This is a genomic window from Planosporangium mesophilum (assembly GCF_016863255.1).
Taxonomy (GTDB): Bacteria; Actinomycetota; Actinomycetes; order Mycobacteriales; family Micromonosporaceae; genus Planosporangium; species Planosporangium mesophilum.
On sequence record NZ_BOON01000003.1, the window covers coordinates 56,736 to 75,372 of the forward strand.

The 18,637-nt window shown below is 66.9% G+C and carries 17 protein-coding genes; 10 read left to right on the forward strand and 7 right to left on the reverse strand.

Annotation, left to right across the window (positions count from 1 at the left end; translation table 11 throughout):
- Window positions 1-13: 13 nt before the first annotated feature.
- The 6 genes from Pme01_RS02230 to Pme01_RS02255 form a co-directional block, all read right to left on the reverse strand.
- Complete coding sequence (locus Pme01_RS02230; RefSeq protein ID WP_168112903.1) at window positions 14-2,236, reverse strand: PH domain-containing protein; 2,223 nt, start codon at window positions 2,234-2,236, stop codon at window positions 14-16.
- A gap of 98 nt (window positions 2,237-2,334) precedes the next feature.
- Window positions 2,335-2,601, reverse strand: a complete 267-nt coding sequence (locus Pme01_RS02235; protein WP_168112902.1) for a hypothetical protein — start codon at window positions 2,599-2,601, stop codon at window positions 2,335-2,337.
- A gap of 11 nt (window positions 2,602-2,612) precedes the next feature.
- A complete protein-coding gene (locus Pme01_RS02240) occupies window positions 2,613-3,389 on the reverse strand; it encodes a hypothetical protein (protein ID WP_168112901.1) in 777 nt (258 codons plus the stop codon).
- The gene (locus Pme01_RS02245) at window positions 3,389-3,556 is read right to left on the reverse strand and encodes a hypothetical protein (RefSeq protein WP_168112900.1); all 168 of its coding nucleotides are present in this window, start codon (window positions 3,554-3,556) and stop codon (window positions 3,389-3,391) included. Before Pme01_RS02245 ends, Pme01_RS02240 begins: the two co-directional genes overlap by 1 nt.
- A gap of 13 nt (window positions 3,557-3,569) precedes the next feature.
- Window positions 3,570-3,929: an RRQRL motif-containing zinc-binding protein gene (locus tag Pme01_RS02250; protein WP_168112899.1), complete on the reverse strand. Its 360-nt coding sequence runs from the start codon at window positions 3,927-3,929 to the stop codon at window positions 3,570-3,572.
- On the reverse strand, window positions 3,929-4,198 hold the full coding sequence (locus Pme01_RS02255) for a DUF6284 family protein (RefSeq protein WP_168112898.1): 270 nt from the start codon (window positions 4,196-4,198) through the stop codon (window positions 3,929-3,931). The genes Pme01_RS02250 and Pme01_RS02255 overlap by 1 nt, the downstream gene beginning before the upstream one ends.
- A gap of 182 nt (window positions 4,199-4,380) precedes the next feature.
- Here Pme01_RS02255 and Pme01_RS02260 point away from each other — a divergent pair, with 182 nt between their 5' ends.
- The 7 genes from Pme01_RS02260 to atpE all read left to right on the forward strand — a co-directional run bounded on the left by Pme01_RS02260 (window position 4,381) and on the right by atpE (window position 15,150).
- Window positions 4,381-5,178, forward strand: a complete 798-nt coding sequence (locus Pme01_RS02260) for a GntR family transcriptional regulator (protein ID WP_168112897.1) — start codon at window positions 4,381-4,383, stop codon at window positions 5,176-5,178.
- Complete coding sequence (locus tag Pme01_RS02265) at window positions 5,166-5,939, forward strand: glycosyltransferase family 2 protein (RefSeq protein WP_373315437.1); 774 nt, start codon at window positions 5,166-5,168, stop codon at window positions 5,937-5,939. Before Pme01_RS02260 ends, Pme01_RS02265 begins: the two co-directional genes overlap by 13 nt.
- Window positions 5,940-6,159: 220 nt before the next feature.
- The gene (locus Pme01_RS02270) at window positions 6,160-7,188 is read left to right on the forward strand and encodes a hypothetical protein (RefSeq protein ID WP_168112895.1); all 1,029 of its coding nucleotides are present in this window, start codon (window positions 6,160-6,162) and stop codon (window positions 7,186-7,188) included.
- Between the two features lie 1,054 nt (window positions 7,189-8,242).
- Window positions 8,243-12,832: an ATP-binding protein gene (locus Pme01_RS02275; protein ID WP_203935385.1), complete on the forward strand. Its 4,590-nt coding sequence runs from the start codon at window positions 8,243-8,245 to the stop codon at window positions 12,830-12,832.
- A 188-nt stretch (window positions 12,833-13,020) separates the two neighbouring features.
- A complete protein-coding gene (locus Pme01_RS02285; RefSeq protein WP_168112893.1) occupies window positions 13,021-13,281 on the forward strand; it encodes a hypothetical protein in 261 nt (86 codons plus the stop codon).
- 413 nt (window positions 13,282-13,694) lie between these two features.
- Window positions 13,695-14,381: a polysaccharide deacetylase family protein gene (locus tag Pme01_RS02290; RefSeq protein WP_308441014.1), complete on the forward strand. Its 687-nt coding sequence runs from the start codon at window positions 13,695-13,697 to the stop codon at window positions 14,379-14,381.
- A gap of 526 nt (window positions 14,382-14,907) precedes the next feature.
- Window positions 14,908-15,150, forward strand: coding sequence for an ATP synthase F0 subunit C (atpE, locus tag Pme01_RS02295; protein ID WP_168112892.1), 243 nt, complete (start codon window positions 14,908-14,910; stop codon window positions 15,148-15,150).
- An 82-nt stretch (window positions 15,151-15,232) separates the two neighbouring features.
- Here the strand turns inward: atpE and Pme01_RS02300 are convergent, their stop codons facing one another.
- Window positions 15,233-15,697: a GNAT family N-acetyltransferase gene (locus Pme01_RS02300; RefSeq protein WP_168112891.1), complete on the reverse strand. Its 465-nt coding sequence runs from the start codon at window positions 15,695-15,697 to the stop codon at window positions 15,233-15,235.
- Between the two features lie 75 nt (window positions 15,698-15,772).
- Between Pme01_RS02300 and Pme01_RS02305 the strand changes: the two genes are divergently transcribed.
- The 3 genes from Pme01_RS02305 to Pme01_RS02315 all read left to right on the forward strand — a co-directional run bounded on the left by Pme01_RS02305 (window position 15,773) and on the right by Pme01_RS02315 (window position 18,600).
- Window positions 15,773-16,360: a TetR/AcrR family transcriptional regulator gene (locus Pme01_RS02305; RefSeq protein ID WP_168112890.1), complete on the forward strand. Its 588-nt coding sequence runs from the start codon at window positions 15,773-15,775 to the stop codon at window positions 16,358-16,360.
- A 493-nt stretch (window positions 16,361-16,853) separates the two neighbouring features.
- The gene (locus Pme01_RS31625) at window positions 16,854-17,243 is read left to right on the forward strand and encodes an excalibur calcium-binding domain-containing protein (protein WP_308441016.1); all 390 of its coding nucleotides are present in this window, start codon (window positions 16,854-16,856) and stop codon (window positions 17,241-17,243) included.
- A 199-nt stretch (window positions 17,244-17,442) separates the two neighbouring features.
- On the forward strand, window positions 17,443-18,600 hold the full coding sequence (locus Pme01_RS02315; protein ID WP_168112889.1) for a DUF4872 domain-containing protein: 1,158 nt from the start codon (window positions 17,443-17,445) through the stop codon (window positions 18,598-18,600).
- Window positions 18,601-18,637: the final 37 nt, after the last annotated feature.

Below are 18,637 nucleotides of genomic sequence, written 5' to 3' on the forward strand. Positions count from 1 at the left end.
AGCCCGCGCGGGGTTAGTCGGTGGCCGTTCTGCGGTTACGCTCCGCGATCGCGGCCAACAGGTCGGTGTGCTTGACGCCGCGCCGGGTGGTGGCCTTGCCGTCGATGCGCCGGCCCACATCTGCGACCTTCACCAGCGGGTGCGGCTTGAGCGCGGTGGTCAGCTGCGCGGCCTCCCACCCGCCGTATACGTCGGGGCGCAGCTCGGCCAGCAGCGCGCACAGCGTCTCGTTCCACGCGGCCTTCTCGTCGCCCGGCCAGATCTGCGCCAGGTCGGCGAGCACATCGGACACCGGGCCAACGGCGCGGGTCTGCTCGTCCGGGTGGGGCAGCGTGCCCGCGGCCACGCGCAGGGCGACCGCGCGGGCCACGATGCGGGCGGCGGCGGTGGTGTCGACGTAGAACGAGCGCACCGCCACCGGCTTGCCGAACCCGGCGAGGATGCCCCACCCGGCCTCGATGACCGGCTGGAAGACCGTCGCCCGGTGGCCGTTCTTGTACGCCGACGTGCCCAGGATCATGTCGTTGGCGGTCTGATCCGCGACGGACAGGCAGAACCGGGAGTTGACGTTGCGGGTAATGCCGGTGGGCAAGCTGTCCTTGTCCGGGATCTGGGTACCGATCAGGATGATCACGCCCAGCGCCCGGCCGAGCTTGATGACCTTCTCCAGGATCTCCCCGGCGTCCTTGCCGTACTTGCTGGTCATCAGCTCCTGCAACTCGTCAAACCACGCCACCAGCGGGTGCAGCCCCGACCCCTTCAACGACGCCAACTCCGGGGTCACCTTGTTCTCCGGGGCCTTGCCTAGTCGGGCGTAGTGCTCGATGCGCTTGGAGCGGCGGCGGCACTCCTCATACAGCCACTCGATGAACGCGAAGCAGCGGGCCAGGGTCTCGTCATCGAAGCCGTTGCCGTACTCGGCCATCACCGGCTCCAACACCGCGAAGTCGCCCACGCCCTTGAGTTCGTAGCCCCGGATCTCGGCACGGGCATCCAGCGCGGCGGCCAGCACCAGGTCGCGCAGGGCGAACGTCTTACCCGAGCCCGGCTGACCGCCGAAGAGGTAGTTGCGGAACATCAGGTCGATGTCGACGGTGTTGAGCCGGGGGTCGGTGGCGAACGCGAACGCCTTGAACACGTCCACGCGGGCCGAGGTCGACAGCAGCGGCCACGCGGGCTGCTTCATCTGCGACGCGGGCTCGTAGCCCACCCACAGGGCCAGGCGGCCAGTGTGCCCCGGTGCCGGTTCGGGCCACACCTGATCCAGCGGCAGGCGCATAGCCGAGGCGAGCTTGCCCCGTCGGGCGACGACGTCGGCGGCCTCCACCCCATAGGGCAGGTCCACGATCGCGAGGTGGCCGGGGCCGTCGCGGTGGATGTCGACAGGGAACGAGATGGCCTTCGGGTCCTTGGCAACCGCCGAGTTGATGGCGGCCAGTTGCAGCGAGGTGAGCGCCCGGCGCACCAGCTCGGCGGTCAGCTTGCGGTAGGTACGGGCCTCCGACACCCGGTCGGTCAGCCGCTTGTCGTCCGGGCGGCCCACCCGTGCCAGCAGCGGCACGGCGACGGCCAGGGCGAGCCAGCGCCACCAGGCCGGTCCGACCGCCAGCGCGACCGCGCCGGTGGCGAGGGTGCCGGCGCCGAACGCGAGTACCCACCAGCGCCACACCGACTGCCGCTGCCGGCGGGCGTCGAGCTTGAGCCAGGCGTCGGCGTCGCCCTTCGAGGCGGCGGCCTGGCGTAGTGCCCAGTTGCCCTCCTCGGCGGTGGCCCAGTGCAACACGCGGCCGGTGCCCCGGAACAGTCCGGCCGGCGCGTAGACGGCGGTCTTCGCCGCGTACTTCGGCGTCCGGACGGCGTGATAGGCGGCCACGTAGCCGGCGTACTTGGCCCACCACTTCGCGGCGGCCATCAGGGTTGCCCGCGAGCGTGCCCAATCAGCCAGGATCGGGCGACGCCGACCGGGGTCGAACGCCGACACCGGGATGTCGTCGGCGGCGTCGACCGGGCCGCCCACCCGCTGCGGGCTGTCGTCCACCGACTCCGCGTCGTCGGCGTCGAAGTCGTCGGTGATGTCGTCACGGTCAGCGTCGCCGGTGTCGTCACGGCTAGGCGTGCGGCGGGTCCGGGCGGCGTTGAGGTCGACCACGTCCGCGCCTTCGGCGTCGCTGGACAGGTCGGCTTCGGCGCGGGTCCAGTCGAACCCGTCGTGCGGTTCGGGGATGTTGCTGGTCATGATGGGGGTTCCTCCTGTGACGTCTTGCGGACGGATCGGAGAGGGACCGGAGCGCGGCCATCGGTTTCCTAGGCCTGCGGGCCGCGCTCCGGGTGGGCCTACGGGTGGTCGAGGTCGTTGACCAGGTCGGTGAGGTCGGACAGCAGTTCCTCGATCAGGTACTGCCGGTCCCGGTCGTCGTGGTTGAGCTGTTCGTCGGCGGTCTGAATGAGCCGGGCGAGGGTGGCGCGGACGTGGCGGACCTGCTCCGCGGCGGTACGCGTCCGGCGCGGCGCCGGGCGGCCGATGTGCCCGGCGACGCTGCCAGCGACGGTCACGGTGCCGGTGCCGGTCTGCATGACGCCGACGTTGACGATCTCGGCCATGGCTGGCTCCTTCAGGCGACGGCGGACAGGGCCGGGGCGGTGGGCGCTGTCGACACGCTGTCGTCAGCCGGGCGGGGCATGTGGCGCTGCACGGTGCGCTCGGAGAGCTTGAGCCGGGCGGCGATCTGCGCCGGGGTCGCGTTCGGGGTCTTGGCGACAGCGCGGGCCACCCGGTCGGCGGCCGACGGCTGGCGTTTGGGCGTACGGGCCGGCTTGGGCTTGGGCGTGTTACGCGGTGCGAGAGTCGGCGCGGCGTCGCCGGCCGCGATCGGCGGTGTCGGGGTACCGGGGGCGGGGGCGGCGGCAGGCGCGGGCGGTGCCGCGTCGGTCGCCGTTTCGGCCACCTGCTCGGCGGCGGTGCCGGCGGCCCGGCGGGAGCCGGTCGCGATCAGGGCGCCGGTGGCCATCACCATCAGCCCGTCGACGGCGAGTGGGCCGATCGTGGCGGTGAGGGTGTCTTCGCGGTAGAAGGTGAGCAGCCCGGACAGGTGCCGGTAGGACACGACGGCGGCGACCAGCGCGACCGGGAGCAGGCCTAGGAAGCGCAGCGCGGTCCACCGGCGGCCGTCGGGCCAGGCGATCCGGGCGAAGATCTCCACGGCGACGAACAGAGCGATCGGCCAGAACACTGCGCCAACGACCGCACCGGTGTGCGGCGTCCAGTCGGCCGGCGCGTACTCGGGTGGAACGTAGGAGTGGGCGACGTTGGCGGCGACCGACACCGCGCCGCCGAGGATCGCGCCGGTGTAGGCCCAGCCGCGCCCGGACAGCTTCGCGACGGTGCGCATCAGTGGCCACCACCCGTCAGGGCGGTGAAGAAGTCACCGAGGCTGGTGCCGACGTGGGCGAGGGTGCCGCCGAGGTTCTGGGCAGTGGCGGCGGCGTGGGTCGGGTTGCTGACGACGAAAAACAGCACGAACGCCAGCAGCAGGTAGCCGAGGAACTTGTGCTTCACGGTGGTCTCCGTTTCAGGCGTCAGAACAGGTCAGGCACTCGGCCAGCGAGCGCGGGATGTAGTAGGGCCGCACCTCGCGGCAGGTTGGACAGGTTCGCCGGGCGGCCAGCGCGCGCTCGATGGCGCGCAGCTGCGCGGGAGTGGCGGTGCGCTTGGGCTTGGCGGCGTCGATGCGGTACAGGTACGCGGCGCGGGTGCCGCCGATTCCGCGCCACAGGATCTGCGCGGCGACAGGCTGACCGCCGGGGCGCAAGCCCTCGGCGCGCAACTGCCGCGCGGTGGCGTAGCCGGTAGGGGCGCCCCGCCACGGGAACGTGGGGATGCCGTACCGGTCGCCGGTCGGGTCGACGTAAGCCGTGCGGTAGCGAGGCATCAGGCCGCGCTCCGGCGCGGGAACGTGGAGGGCCGCGACGCCAGCGCGGCGGCCTCGCGCAGCACACGCGCCTCGGCGCGACGAAGCCGACGCCAGTCCAGCGCCGACGGACCACCCTCGGCGGTCAACATGCGGATCTCGGCGTCGACCAACGCCACCTCTGCCTCGATCAGCGGCATTTCACGCTCGATCGCGACCAGTTCATTGGGGGTCGGATCGGCCTCATCGCTGAGGAAGCCGGATCCTTTGGTAGGTGAGGTGGTACCCATCGCGGTAGCTCCCTTGCCGTCATGAGATCGGCACCTATAGATGCCGGCGACTCCTACCCAGCTATCGTCAGTCCTTCGAAGGACCTAAGGTGACACTAGGCACGCTGTAGCGGCTGCGTCAACCCCTTTGAAGGACTATGCTGAGTTGCGAAGCTCGTGACGGCAGGAGGCAGTGGTCACTGATGGCGGCGAAGTACGACAGCATCGCGGCTGACCTGCGACGCAGGATTCAGACCGGCGAGTGGAGCCCGGGTGCACGGTTGCCCAATGAGGAGCCCGATCTGACCACGGAGTACAAGGTCAGCCTGAACACCCTGCGGAGAGCGCTCGACCTACTCGTATCCGAAGGACTGATCGACAAGCGACAGGGCATCGGCAACTTCGTTCGGCCGGCCCGGCAGCGCACGCGCCGGACGACCGAGCGCTACCAGTGGGAGAAGGACCGCGTTCACCTCCCGGAGTCGGAGCGCCGCGCCACTGGCGCAACCGAGCAGGACACCGGGCTGTCCCCGGCGGATCTTGCTTTTGCCGTCGAGTACGGCACCGAGGCGGCAAACGTAGAGCTAGCCGAGGCGTTCGGCGTCGCGGCCGGTACGCGTCTCCTTCGACGCGTCTACCGCACCGGCAAAAAGGGGGAAGGTGCGCCCCTCGGTGAGTCCACTTCTTATCTCCTATACGACATGGTGTCAGCGAACCCGGATCTTCTGTTCGCCGAAAACGAACCGTGGCCCGGCGGAACAATGCACCAGCTATCGACGGTCGGAATCGAGATAGACCACATCGTTGATGAGGTAACGGCCCGGCCACCGACCGCCGACGAGATCGATAGGTTGGAGATACCGCCGGGTGTGGCGGTTATCGCACTCAGAAAGACTTCCGTAGACACGACGGGTCGCGTCGTTGAAGTCGCCGACATCGTATGGCCGGGAGACCGAACCACACTCGTGTACACGACCCAACTGAAGCGGTGGCAGCCTTGAATAGCACCATCTCGATCATCACGCCGGTATTAGCGTCGGGCGCGAAGTACTTGGCCGAGGCGTACACGTCCATTCTGGCGCAGCAACTTCCGGACGGTTGGGAATGGGAGTGGATCGTCCAGGAAGACGACGAGACCGGGAGCGTCGCGACACTCATTCCGCAGGATGATCAGCGGATCAGCTTTGGCCAGGGGCGGCACGGCGGTCCCGGCGTCGCGCGGACGCTCGCACTTGAGCGAGCCACCGGCAGCCTGATCAAGGAGTTGGATGTAGACGACCAACTGCTACCCGGCGCACTCGCTCGTGATATCGAGATCCTGACGAGCCATCCCGACATCGGATGGACAACGTCAAAAGCTCTTGACCTGCTTCCGGACGGATCGACGGTTTGCTGGGATCAGGACGATCCACCCGGCGGGCGGCTGTCGGGTGAGTTTCTCTTCCAATTCTGGCTAGACCACGACTACCGACTCCCGGTCCTTCCCGCAACGATCTGTATCAAGCGGGAATTGCTTCTCGCGGTAGGCGGATGGATGGCCCTGCCGGCCTCTGAAGACTCCGGGATGCTGCTCGCGGCGAGCGTAATCCGTGACGGCTACTTCATTCCGGATAGTGGGCTGCTGTACCGGAAATGGCCCGGCCAAGCTACGGCCCAGGCAGCACACCTCGACCCTGTCGAGAGAAACGCGCGCATGGAGATAATTAAGGCGCGGGTCATGGCGATGCGCTCGGTGCCCCCGTTCTCTCCGCGACCGGCATAGTCAATCGCGGCAAGGGAGCGAAGTGTCACTCGTGTCACTCGTGTCACTCGTGTCACTCGTGTCACTCGATTGGCTTTGACCTGCAGAAACGCATTTGATCTTGAGTGACACTCGTGGCGCCGCGTCACTCAAGATCGAGCAAGAAGAGGCCATGGGCCGTTCCATCGAGGCCTGGCCACGCGTATCACGCTTGCCGTCGCCATCCTGAAGGGCCAAGGTCTTGTTTGACCGCCAAGTACCCCGTACCGTTGTTGCTACTTTTGCGGCGATCGCTCTAATTTCCTTCGTTGTCGGCTCAGCGCTAGAGTTGAGACAGCATACCCTCCTCGCTGACCACCCCTACTGGGGAAACCTGTTGTCGGGAATAACGGGCTTCTCCTTTAGTGGCTTCGTTCTCGCAACTGTGCTTCGCTGGGTAATTGAGCATGATCAGCGTCGCAAAAACGCCAACCTTCGTGTAGTCACTTATAAGGAAATCGCGGATCAGTCATGGAGAATTCTCTCCGCTGTAACCGTTGAGTGGACGAGGAAGGAAAGTGTTTCCAGACTGCGGAATGAGATTCAGTTGCCAAGTATCGATGGACTATTATTTATGGTTAAAGAGTCTATTGGCCACTTGGTCGACCATGCCAACCGTATGTCCGAAGTGCATCACTTAATGAAATCTCTAATCGCAACCAATAATTATGGCCGTACGTTGATCGACCCCCGAATGATTAAAACTGGCGGCACATATCCCGCCCCGGTCCGCCTCATAGTTGCGGATGTGCCACTAATTCTCTCATGGGTAGGCGAGTCAGTTCTGCCTACCAGTCCTGGGTTCGCCCAGATGTCCGGCCGGCTAGCGCACCTACTCGACGGAGACGAACTGCGTGACGTTGTGGACGATGCCGACTTTCGCGCTGTATATCGCCCACTTCACAACAATCTAAGTAACGTGAATATGCCGGTAACAATTGTGCACAACGCCCGCATTTCTGTCACTACTTCAGGTGAACGGGCAGTCCACATTGAGCATGATAGCTACGTAACTGGCCTGTTTTCTGAAAGCGGTACAGAAATGGAGGCACTGGAGACATACGACAGGCTCTGCGATTATGTTGAATCTACCTTGAATGCATTGCGTGCTCGAGTTAGAACAATAGCCCTTCTGGCTATCCTCGCCGCCATTTGCGAACATCGAACAGGAAGAAATGAAAAAGTATTGCGGCGGGCGAGGGATCTTGTCAGCGTTTACCTCGACTTCTAGTTGCGATCGCCGCAAGCCGCGCCGCGCCGCATAGTGGTGCGGGCAGAGTGAAACGCTTGCGTGACTGGCGCCGAGCGGCCTTTTGACTGCTTGAAGGCGCCCTACCGGGATGGGCGCCTCGTCGTCAATACTGCTGATCTTGGGTGACAGCTTGTTGTAGGTGTCACTCTGGCGCAGACAACACGGGCAGGCTGAAACACTCTCGCGTTGCGTCGTAGGAGTGTTTCAGCCTTACTCATCGCCTTGCCGTGGACGCGCCCGGTGCGACTCCGACACGTCTCGCACGACCGCTTCCCCTACGGGGCCTGACCCCCTCCTTGCCGAATACGTGCCGAAGTCGGGATCTGCCGAAGGCGGGGCGCGACGTTAACGCAGGCCACAGCCCTACACGGATTCGATGCGCCCACGCCCTCCGGAGGCGGGTGCGCAGGTTCGAATCCTGCCGGGGGCACCAGACAAATGGGCACGGTCGTCGAGATCACGAACGTTGGTGATCGAGGCGGCCGTTTCGCTTTCTGTCACTCGTGAAGCCTCTGGTCGGCGCCGGTCGGGTGGCGGGCGCGCGTCTTGTCCGGGACCGGTCCCGGACTCGACTCGCGGATGTGTTCAGTCAGCTGAGGAGGACAGGGGGGCTGTACCGCCGTGCCGACGCCAGGAAGCGGCGGTCACGCTACCGACCCTCGCGACCGAGTTCACGGCCGTCGCGACCGAGTCGATGGCCCTTGAACAGTCGCCGGCCGCCTCGCGCCAGGCATTTTGTACCGCAGGGTCCCGCAGCACGTGGAGGGCCAGGTTCCCGAGGGTGGCGAGCGCGGCTGCGTCGAGCACCGGCCGAGCAGTGTTGATGTGAGTCATGGGGGACCTTTCTTCAGACGAGTAGCCGAGCCGGGTAGTCGACTTGAGCGAACGAGAATCGATCGTGGTGTACCCGCCGAACTCGTTGCTGGGGTCGGACTTCTGGTGATGCCGGTGTGGCGATGTCTCAAGCAAACCGCTAGGCACGCGAGGCATCACGCGGCCCCGTGCCTCGCCCTGCCTGATCGAACCCGCTGGCATGATCAATGCCATGGCGCACGAACCCGGACTTCAGCTCACCAAGGATCTCTCCGATGCGCTCAGCTGGGTCCTGGACGTCGCGCCCACAACACCCGTACCGGTCGTTGTCCTGGCGGCGTACCTGGACTCGCTGGCGAAGGGTTACGGGCTGTCGGACAGCCTGGAAGTTGATGCTGTGGGGCCACTTGAGCGGGTCGATCTTCCAGCGTCAGCTGTGGCTCTGATCAACCACTACTTGGCAGACGGCGGTGCTTCGGTCGACGCGGACTCCCTGCGAGACCGGCTCTACTCCGTCTTCGCGGACCTCTCCCAGGACCGGCACGCCCGCAGCATTCTCGACAAGACGCAGCCCTTGACCGATATCGAGCTGCTCTATCTGGGTCAGATCTACTGGAATCTCGAAGGCACGCCGACACGGCCCAAGCTGCCGATCCGGGCGGGGCAGGTCGTCATTGTTGCGGGAAAGCAGGTTTCCGCTGACGTCAAGGCTCCGAACGCGAACAAGGACTTCGCCACAATGAAGTGGACGGCCCGCGTCAACGAGCAGGGGCCGTACAAATCGTCGTCAGGACAAGGGTTCCGAAAGCAGGGAGCCCGCTTGGCCGTACTGGCTGCAGAACACATCATCCAGTGCAACCCGCAGCGCCCGCCCACCCTGGGAGGCGCATTCCTCCAGCTCACCCCATCCGACCGCGGTAGACATAGGATTTCGTCGATCGCTTGGCGTGAAGACAAACCAGGCTTGGCGACACCCGCCACGGTCGGTGCCGACCGTCAACGGCGTGGGCTCGACGCCGGGAAGCAGGGTGCGCCGGATCATCGATCGGTCGTCGAGCACAGCTTCGCTCGAATGAAGCTGGCCAGCGCGTTCGAGGGCCGCGAACCCGAGTTGGACGAGCTGGTGGAGTTCTGCACTACCGACGACGACCAACGCTTGCTTGTCGTCGGTGAGCGCTACTCCGGCAAGTCAGCGCTGATGGCGGAGTTCTTCGTGAACGCCGAAGCCCCCGACACCGTTCGGTTGGGCTACTTCGTGCCGCCAAATCAGCGGCAGGATGCACGATCCGAAGCGATGGTGCGCCACCTGGTCCGCCAGGCCTACCTGCTGACGACAGGCGAGGAGTTGCACATCGACTCCACCAACCCGGGCAGGCTGAGGGAACTGCTCGCCACGTGCGTCGGCCAAGCGAGACAGGATGGGCGTAGCGTTGTCCTGGTCGTCGACGGCATCGACGAGGACGTATCGGACCGCCTGCAGGAGCAGACGATGATCAGCGTCCTGGGCGAGCTCTCGGTTCCCGGGCTCAAGGTGATCGTCTCGGCCTGGTCAGACCGGATTCCCGGGGCCGCCGCCGGCTGGCGGCAGCTGCCTGTTCGGCGTACCGAGTACCTCGCCGAATGCCTCAAGCAGATGGAGGCCGAACTCGAGAGTCTGTTCGACCAGGCTCCCACCCGGGGGATCCTGCAGTACCTGACGTTCGGATTCGGCGCCTTCCAGGCCGACGAGCTGGCGCAACTCACCGGCGGCAGTGTCCGAGCCATCCGCAAGACGCTGATTTGTTCCGAAGAGCGAGTGTTCAGCGCGGTACGCGAACCCGGCGAAGCCCGCCGCTGGGCCTTCGCGCACCCCAAATACGCCGAAGTGGCCCGAGCCTTGTTCGACGAGTCCGCGGGTGCCTGGCCGGCTGGAGAACTGACGTCGGCCGCTGCCGTGTCGGCGGAGGCTGAGACCGAGATTCGCCTTGAGGCCTGGGCAGGGTCGTTCCGAAACGCCGGGTGGCCAACCGAAACCCCCCGCTACCTGCTCACCCACTACCCGGAATCCTTGGCCGAGCGGGGCGACCTGACCAGACTTTGCCAACTCTTGTTCGACCCTGGCTACCTCCGGGCTGTCGCTGGCAGGTTCGGCCCCGCCAACCCCATCTCCTTCCTCGTTGATCAGGCACTGCCGCTGGCGCTTCGCGCTGCGCAGGCCGGCGGGTCCACGGCCAGCCTGGAGACCATTGCGAAACTGGGAACGGTCCGCATCAACTACCAGGTGACCGCCGACACCGTCCCGCTGGTCCTTCTGGAAGCTGTCGGACGCGTGGCAGGGCCGGTCGCCGCGAAACGACTCGCCACCCACATCATCGGACGCGACACCGACTCCGACCCCGGCGAGACGAGCGGCCGATCTGGCCCGTTCGAACCATTGAGCAGCTCCGCCGCCCAAACCGTCAGCGCCCTCGTTCGTGCCGGGCTGACGGACATGGCGAAGGAGTACACCCTCACACGGGATGACCCGGGGGTCCACCTGGCGTACGCCCGAGCGCTCATCCACCAAGGCGACCAAGCTGGTGCGATCGAGGCGGCCCACGCCTGGCAAAGCTCGATGGAGGATGCAGCCAAAGAGCAGCAACCCATGCCAGCTGACTTCTCCGCATTCGTGGAAAGCGCGCTAGGACGCTTGGTGGAAGGTGAGATGGAGGATGCAGCCGAAGACGACCCGCCCACGCCAGGCGCACTCTTGGAAAGCGTTCTAGCACTCCTGGCGGAAGGCGGGGACGAGACGTTCCGGGCAGCGGGACTCTCCATCGTGGGTGTGCGCGATGACTTCCGGAACCGATCCAGATGCGTGAGGCTATTCCGAGAGGCAGGCGATCATGCCGGCGCGTCCGTACTGGCGATGCGACTTCTCGGGGAGTACCGCACGGTCGAGCACGCCGCCGGCGCTGTGGCGCTGGACGTCGCTGCAGCACTTGTGTGGGGCGGTCATGTCCAGGAGGCTTGGGAACTGATTTGTACCATCCCGGAGGTTGTCGTCGAGGCGGTCACCACCCTTCGAGGCCGACCGGGCATCGCCGACCACCCTTTCTTGTTTCCGGGACCGAGAGTCCTTGACTTGCTCAAAACGGTCCCTGTACTGCCCCTCATCGAGGCCTTCCTCGCCACCGGAAACCATGCCGGCGCACGCCAGTTCCTGGCAGAGCACGTCCAGGGGAAGGAGTACGTGCAGATTCATGCCGCGCTCATGGTGAAAGCCGGAATGCCAGACGAAGCATTCACTGCCATCGACACCATCGACACGCTTCCAGACAACACCCCCGGACTTGAACTGTCGCGGCCCTTCATGGTCACGCAGCACAAAATCGTGCTGTTCGCCCTCCTCGCCTGCGAGCATCCCGAATCGGGAGCGGCTGCCCGAGCAGTGGACCAAATCAAGAGGCTGATTGCCGGCTCCCACCCGGAGGCCCAGCCTGTGCTGTGGAGCCAGCTTGCACTGGCGCTGATTGCAGTACGCCGCGATGACGAGTTCGATTCCATCGTGGAGCGACTGGATGACCCGGGCGATGCACTTCTTCACGGAGTGGAAGCCGCGGCCCGGCGCCGCGACCTCCAGGTCGCGTTGCGTTACGTTCACCACCAGCAATGGATGAACCCACGCGCCTCCGCCAAGGACCGGATACAGGCGCTTGCCCTCTTAGCGATCTGTCACCTGGAGGCCAACAACCCGCAACAGGCCCAAAGTGCACTCGCCCAAGCCCTCGCCCTCGCCGCAAGCCCGACAGTGGCGACGAGCGTACGCCGTCAGGGAATCGTCGAGGCAGCGGTGGGTCGTGAGTTCGACTGGGAGCACATGCTCCGCCAAGGCCTCAAGACCGGACTCGAAGCCGTGCGGGCCGCCGCGTACTGGCTGGAGGACCCGGAGGAACACCTCGACGCGTTAGAGGCTGCAACCGTTGCCGCGATCAAGCTTTGGAAAACCTCGCGCGGAATTGATGACCGCGATGAGGACGGCGAGAATGGCCCACCCGCGGGACTGCCGGAATCCGGTCTTGACCCACTAGAGGCGGCCATTGGCAGCCGCGCGCCAGTCAGTTGGGCGGGCTGGCAGGAGGCCTTCGCGGCGCTGGCCGACGCCCTGAACAGAGCCGGCAATGAGGAGACCGCGGCAAGAGTTGCCACCCTTGCTCTTCGCGTGGCGCTCGTGCAAAGACAGTTCGACGACCCGGGAACGCCAAGTCCCCCGATTTTGCTTGGCCGCCGGCTCATCGACCTCGTGCGTTTGGCGGGGGAACTAGAACCGGACGGGAAGCGCCAGATTCAGGAAGCCCTCGAGGACTCCTCCCAACGCCTGCAGCGGCTCTTCTCCCCTTTCGGGCCACCTCGTGAGTCCTCCGCCCTGTGGGCTGCCGCGGAATCAATGTCTCGGGCGGCGATCGGCCAGCGAGACGACGCCCGCGCGCTCGTCACCGAGGCCAGCAGCGCAGTCGCGACAGCCCCGTCGACAGGTGCCGTGCCCGGGGCTCACGATGGCGTTCTTTCGCTCTGTGTGGAGACCCTGGCATTCTTGGGCGAGCCAGACCTGGCCGCCCCACTACTCGGCTACATCTCGGACGCCCCGGTCGCGGCCCAGACAAATCTCTGCCTCGCCGATGGTTATCTCGACAAGGGCGACATCGCGGCGGCTTTCCAGTGCGCCTCCCGTGGGCTTAGCGACTGCCTCGATCCGACGATTCTGCGCCGTCTCGATCCAGATCTCGTCCCCAAGATCGCCGGATTCGAGGACCAACTCTGGAAAGCCAACTCCGGCCGGTCACTCGACTGACGCCAATCTTTCAGAGCCTGGTAAATAGGGTTTCAGGCGCGTTGGTGGCGGGCGAGGCGGCGGGTCATGACGATGATCATGGCCCATTGGGCCATCGCAGCATGGTGGTCGGGCAGCCGTTCGTAGTCGCGGACGGTGCATCGGCACCGGTTGATCCAGGAGAAGGTGCGTTCTACGCATCACCTGCGATGCAGCACGACGAAGGTGGTCTGCCCGGCGAGCCTGGCGACGATCCGCGCGTCGTAGCCTCGGGTCGCCCGGCCGACGGTCTCCGCGCCCCGTACCGACCGGGGGAGACCACCGACCCGGCCGACCGGACGTTCCGCGATCGGCTACGCCGACGCTTCGACACCCTGGAGCCCGAGCGCGCCACCAAGGCGACCGAACTCGACGCGCTGGAAGCGGTGCGGGACAGTGAGCCGATCCGGATCAAGCCCGCTTCCGCCTGACGCTCACCGACGACTCCGCCCAGCTGCTGGCCGAGGCCGTGGGCGCCGAACCCGGTACTGGTGCCCATTCGACTGCCACCCCGCCGGGAGCACCACATCTGAACAGCACAAAAGCCCGGACCCAGGTCCGGGCTTTTTCGTCCTTGCCCAGTCTTTGCCCGCCTGCCATCCCAAGGCCGCCGCCCCGGCACGCACGGTGATCGCACGGTGGCTTGAGATCACCCGGCCGAGGATGCGCCTGCTGCCGAAAACCTTCCGGAAATTCTTGCTATTCGATCAAGCCATCGGCGGTTCCACTGGTCGATGGTCACCCACGACAGCCCACATCACCATGCTCTTGCCTTATCGAAACACTTCGAATAATACTCGGAACATTCCGCCGTGGGCTACCCACGACCTCCGAGGAGGCATCAGTGTCCCGTATCCGTCGACCCTTGGCCGCCGCACTGACGATGCTGGCCGCCGGCGCCGCCGCCGCAGTGGCGATCACCGTCAACGCCGCGCCGGCCAACGCCGCTACCTGCAACGGCTACGTCGGGCTGACTTTCGACGACGGCCCGAACGCGAGCAACACCACCCAGCTGCTCAGCGCGCTCAAGCAGAACGGCCTGCGGGCCACCATGTTCAACGAGGGCCAGTACGCCGCGCAGTACCCGTCCCAGGTCCGGGCCGAGGTGGCCGCCGGCATGTGGATCGGAAACCACAGCTACACCCACCCGCACATGACCCAGCTCAGCCAATGGCAGATGGACTCCGAGATCGCCCGCACCCAGCAGGCGATCTCGGCAGCCGGTGGCGGCATCCCGAGGCTGTTCCGACCCCCGTACGGGGAGACCAACTCCACGCTCAAGTCCGTGGAGGCCAAGTACGGCCTCCGCGAGATCATCTGGGACGTCGACTCACAGGACTGGAACGGCGCCGGCGTCGCGCAGATCGTGCAGGCCGCCGGCAGGCTGCAGAACGGTCAGATCATCCTCATGCACGACTGGCCGGCCAACACCGTCGCAGCGATCCCGCAGATCGCGTCGAACCTGCGCAGCCGCGGCCTGTGCGCCGGCATGATCTCGCCGTTCACCGGGCGCGCCGTCGCCCCGGCCTGAACCAGCCCGCCCCGCCGGGTACCCGTACACCGGGCCGGCGTCGCTCGCCCGGCGACGCCGGCTCTCCCCTGTTCAGGGCTCCAGGTTGAAGCACGGCGGCCGGCACCGGCCGTGGCGTCGGCCGCCGTGCCGGTCGCCGCCACGGCTGTCCCGCGCGAGGGAGCGAGAGGACGCGGAGATCGAGGAGATCGTCGTCACCCGACCTGCTGCCGGTCGTCGATCGGACCCTCCGTAGACCCTCGCGCCGCGCCAGGCGCCCATGGGCCTCCGTGCATGCACTTAATGAAGTGGATCAGATGCGCGGCGTCACGTAATATCAACAGCTATGAATGTAAGGATTGGGCGGCGACGCCGGAACCGGTCAGCCGGTCGGTACCCCGTCGGCCGCGGATCGCTCCACCCATGACGTGGGCGGATGCCCTCTTGCGACGCGTCGTCGACCGACCGCCGACCATGAGTGCCCGCCCAGCACCGACGACATCCCGAAGTGCGACAGCCACGCGTCAGTCCCAGGAGGAATCCCGGAATGAACGTACTCGCAGAGGTGGTCATCACAGGCAGTCTCGCCATCATCGGCTACGGCCTCGCCGCCATCGGCCCCGGCATCGGCGTCGGCATCGTCTTCGCCGCCTACATCCAGGCGTCCGCCCGCCAGCCCGAGTCGGCCGGCTACAACCGCACCTGGCTGTTCATGGGCTTCGCCCTGTCCGAGGCGCTGGCGCTGATCGGCATCGCGCTCGGCTTCGTCTGGTCCGGCAAGCTGCCCTGAAATAGCGGCCAGCTATCGAACAGATGCCCGACGGCGCAAGCCCGCCGTCGGGCATCTCTGCATGGTGATGCGGACGGCAAGGTCAGCCTAGGACCCGCTCGTAACACACGGAGACCGACGAGCCCACGTAGCTGCCGAACAGCGGGATGCTGCGGTAGCCCTCCCGCTCGTAGAAACGGATCGCGTCAGGCTGGGCGGTGCCGGTCTCCAGCCGGAGACTCAGCCAACCCCGGGCGACCGCGGCCTGCTCCAGGGCGCGCAGGATGCCGGTGGCGACCCCGGTGCCTCGCGCGTCCGGGACCACGTACATCCGCTTGATCTCCGCGACCGACGCATCCAGCCGGCGGAGCGCACCACAGCCGAGGGCCCTCCCCTGTTCCCGGTCGACCGCGACGAGGAACACGTCGATGTCGGCGGCCGACGGCGGTGTTCCCGGCTCATGGTCGTCACAGCCGTACCGCTCGTCGAGTTCGGCCCGCTGCGCCGCGCGCAGTGCCGTACCCGCCGGGTCGTCCCACGGCCGTTCCTCGATCAACCAGTCCGCCACGCTCGCCTCCTAGGTCATAGCAGATGTTACGGTAACGATCGTTACGGAATGATGAACTGACCGCGGGAGCGCGCCATGTCACGCACGGCCGACCGTCCCACCCAGGAGAAACTGCTATCCAGAGCAGTCTGGGACGTCCTCGCGGAACAGGGCCTCGACCGGCTCACCATCCGCGCCGTCGCGGGGGCCGCCGGCTGCACCACCGGCCTGGTCATGCACCGCTTCCCCAACCGGCGGGCGCTGCTGCTGCACGCCCGCCACCTGCTGCACGAGCGCACCCGGCAACGGATGGAGGCCCGCGAGGCGACCGCCACCGACCCGCGCGCCGCACTGCGGGCGGTACTCGCCCAGAGCCTTGCCGTCGACGCCGACAGCCGTACCCACGCCGTGGTCTGGCTCGGCTTCCTCGCCGCGGCCGTCAGCGACCCCGAACTCGCCGAGGCCCACCGCACCCACAACCGCGCCTGGCGGACCCGCCTGATCCGGCTCGTCTCGGCCGCTGCGCCCGGCTGGCCCGAGTCGCGGGTGACCACCACCGCGAACGCCCTCATCGCCTTGGTCGAGGGGACCGCCGTACTCGCCGCCGCAGACCCGGAAGCCTACCCGCCGGACGCGCAGCGCACCGCGCTCGACGCCACGCTCACCGCGTACGGCCTCGCCTGAGCCCCTACGACGCAGTCGCTCACCCGACCACGACGACAAGCGTCTGCCCGTCCGCCAACTCACCGCCGACCACGACAAGGAAGACCTGGTCGTCTGCCAACTCCGCGAGTTCACGTAGCGGCAGGATGTACCCGATGCGCCGTGGTGCCGATCCTGCGCAGCAATCCGAGCATTCGTGAACAGTGGAGATATCGGTTTGAGAGCTTCAGGCGCGGTGACACAGCGGCGAAATGGACAACGTACGGCTGACGATGATGACATCGACCGCTCGGCATCCGTTACTCACCTTGCCAGCGGCGCGTACCCCCGAAACCGGCACCCGACAGTGGCCTATCCGGCGCATCGGCGCGCCGTGAGGTCGATATTCACATAGATGACTCACTGCCACGATGGGTTCACCGTTCCGTGACGGAAGGATCTCGTGGTGGGCTTGTCTGAGCTGTGGACACGGATGTCTACGCGACAGCGAATCGTATCGGTGGCCGGATTGGGAATGACCTCGACGCTTGTGTTCTGCTGTGGCGGCCTGGTCGCATTAGGCGCGGTCGTAGGGCCGCCGTCGGAGCCGCCAGCCGCACCGAAGCCACCAGCCGTCGCGCCGGTGAAGCCGGTAGAGGCCGTGCCGTCGGTATCTGAGTCACCGTCGGAATCGCCCACGCCATCGGCTGCGCCGACAACCGTGGCCCCTCCGCCTCCAGTTCAGATCACGGTAGCCCCGCCACCCGTACAGACGACGGACGCACCGCCTCCCCCGCCGCCAGCCGGTGTGTACTACGCCAACTGTGCTGCGGTACGTGCGGCGGGTAAGGCTCCATTGCACTCATGGGAGCCCGGATATCGGCTGGGACTCGACCGTGATCACGACGGCGTGGCCTGCGAGTAGCAGGGCCTTTCGCCGGTGGGTCCCACCCTGCGGCATGCGGTGTTATTCTTCCGCCGGGTGCGGCCTACCGCCCAACCCCTTCGGGCTCACCCCAGCGGAGCCGATGAGGGGCAAAGGGGGATGACCTCCCGGGCCGGTTCCCGTGTGGCACGTCAGCCTCCGACGCCGTCGGGTCGGCTGCTGGGGAGCTGGTCTGGTGGTGTCGAGTGAGGATCTGCACGTGCCCCAGCAGAAGAACTTCAAGCGGCTCGTCCGCGCCCGCATGGCGAAGACCGGCGAGTCGTACACCACCGCCCGCTCCCGGTTCGTACCCCCTCCCGCGGCGACGCCGCGGCCTCTGGTCGACCCGGACGCCGGCGCCCTCGCCCGAGCACTGGCGGAGGTCACCAACCCGTTGACCGGCGAACCGTACAGCCCGGAACTGCTGTTCGGGCTCGGCGGCGGGATCGGGTTCGGGTACTTCGTGTTCGCGTACACCGGCTTGACGACCTTCTCGGTGGACGGCCGCTTCAACGCGCTGTACTTCGACAAGAAGGGCTCCGTCGAGGCCGCCTGCGCCCGGCTCGGTATTCCGGTACGGATCCAGCAACTGTCGACTGTAGAGAGTGCGGAGAAACGGGTACGGCAGGTGCTCGACGCGGCGCCGGAGGCGCTCCTGACCGTCGACCTGACCCGGGTACCCGGCCAGGACACCCCCGACGATTGGCCGTACCTGCCCTACCCGGTGACCGTCTCGGCGCAGGGGCCGGACCTCGCGGTCACCGGGCTGCCGGGCGGTACCCGCACCATGGCCTGGCCCGAGCTGCTGGACGCCAGGTGGATGCACGCGAAGAAGTACGGCGGCCTGTACGTGTTCGGGCCGCCCGGCGGGGTCGACGTGCGGTCGGCCGTACTCGCGGCCGTCGAGCGGACCGCCGGGTGCCTGCTGGAGCCGGGTCGGGGCACCTTCGACAGCAACGTCGGGGTGCCCGGCATGCGCAAGTGGGCCCGGCTGTTGACCGATCCCCGCGACCCGAAGGGCTGGCCGAAGCTGTGCGCCGACCCCGAGTCGCTGGGCCGTGCCCTGGCCGCGGTCGTATGGGGGCTGGGCCGCGCCGATCCGTCCGCGACCGCGCACCGGCGGTTGTACGCCGCGTTCCTCGACCAGGCCGCGGCCCTCGTGGAGAAGCCGGCGCTGGCGGAGGTCGCGACCGCGTACCGGGAGCTCGGCGCCCGCTGGGCCGAACTGGTCGGCCTGGCCGAACAGCCCGGAGCCACCGGCGCGGACCTCGCCGTGCACCTGTCCGAGCTGGCCGACGCCGAGGAGTCCACCGCCACCGTCCTGCGCGCGGCCGTCCGGGAAGGAGCAGCCCGATGAGCGATCAGGAACGGCCGACCGCGCGGGACGTGGTCGG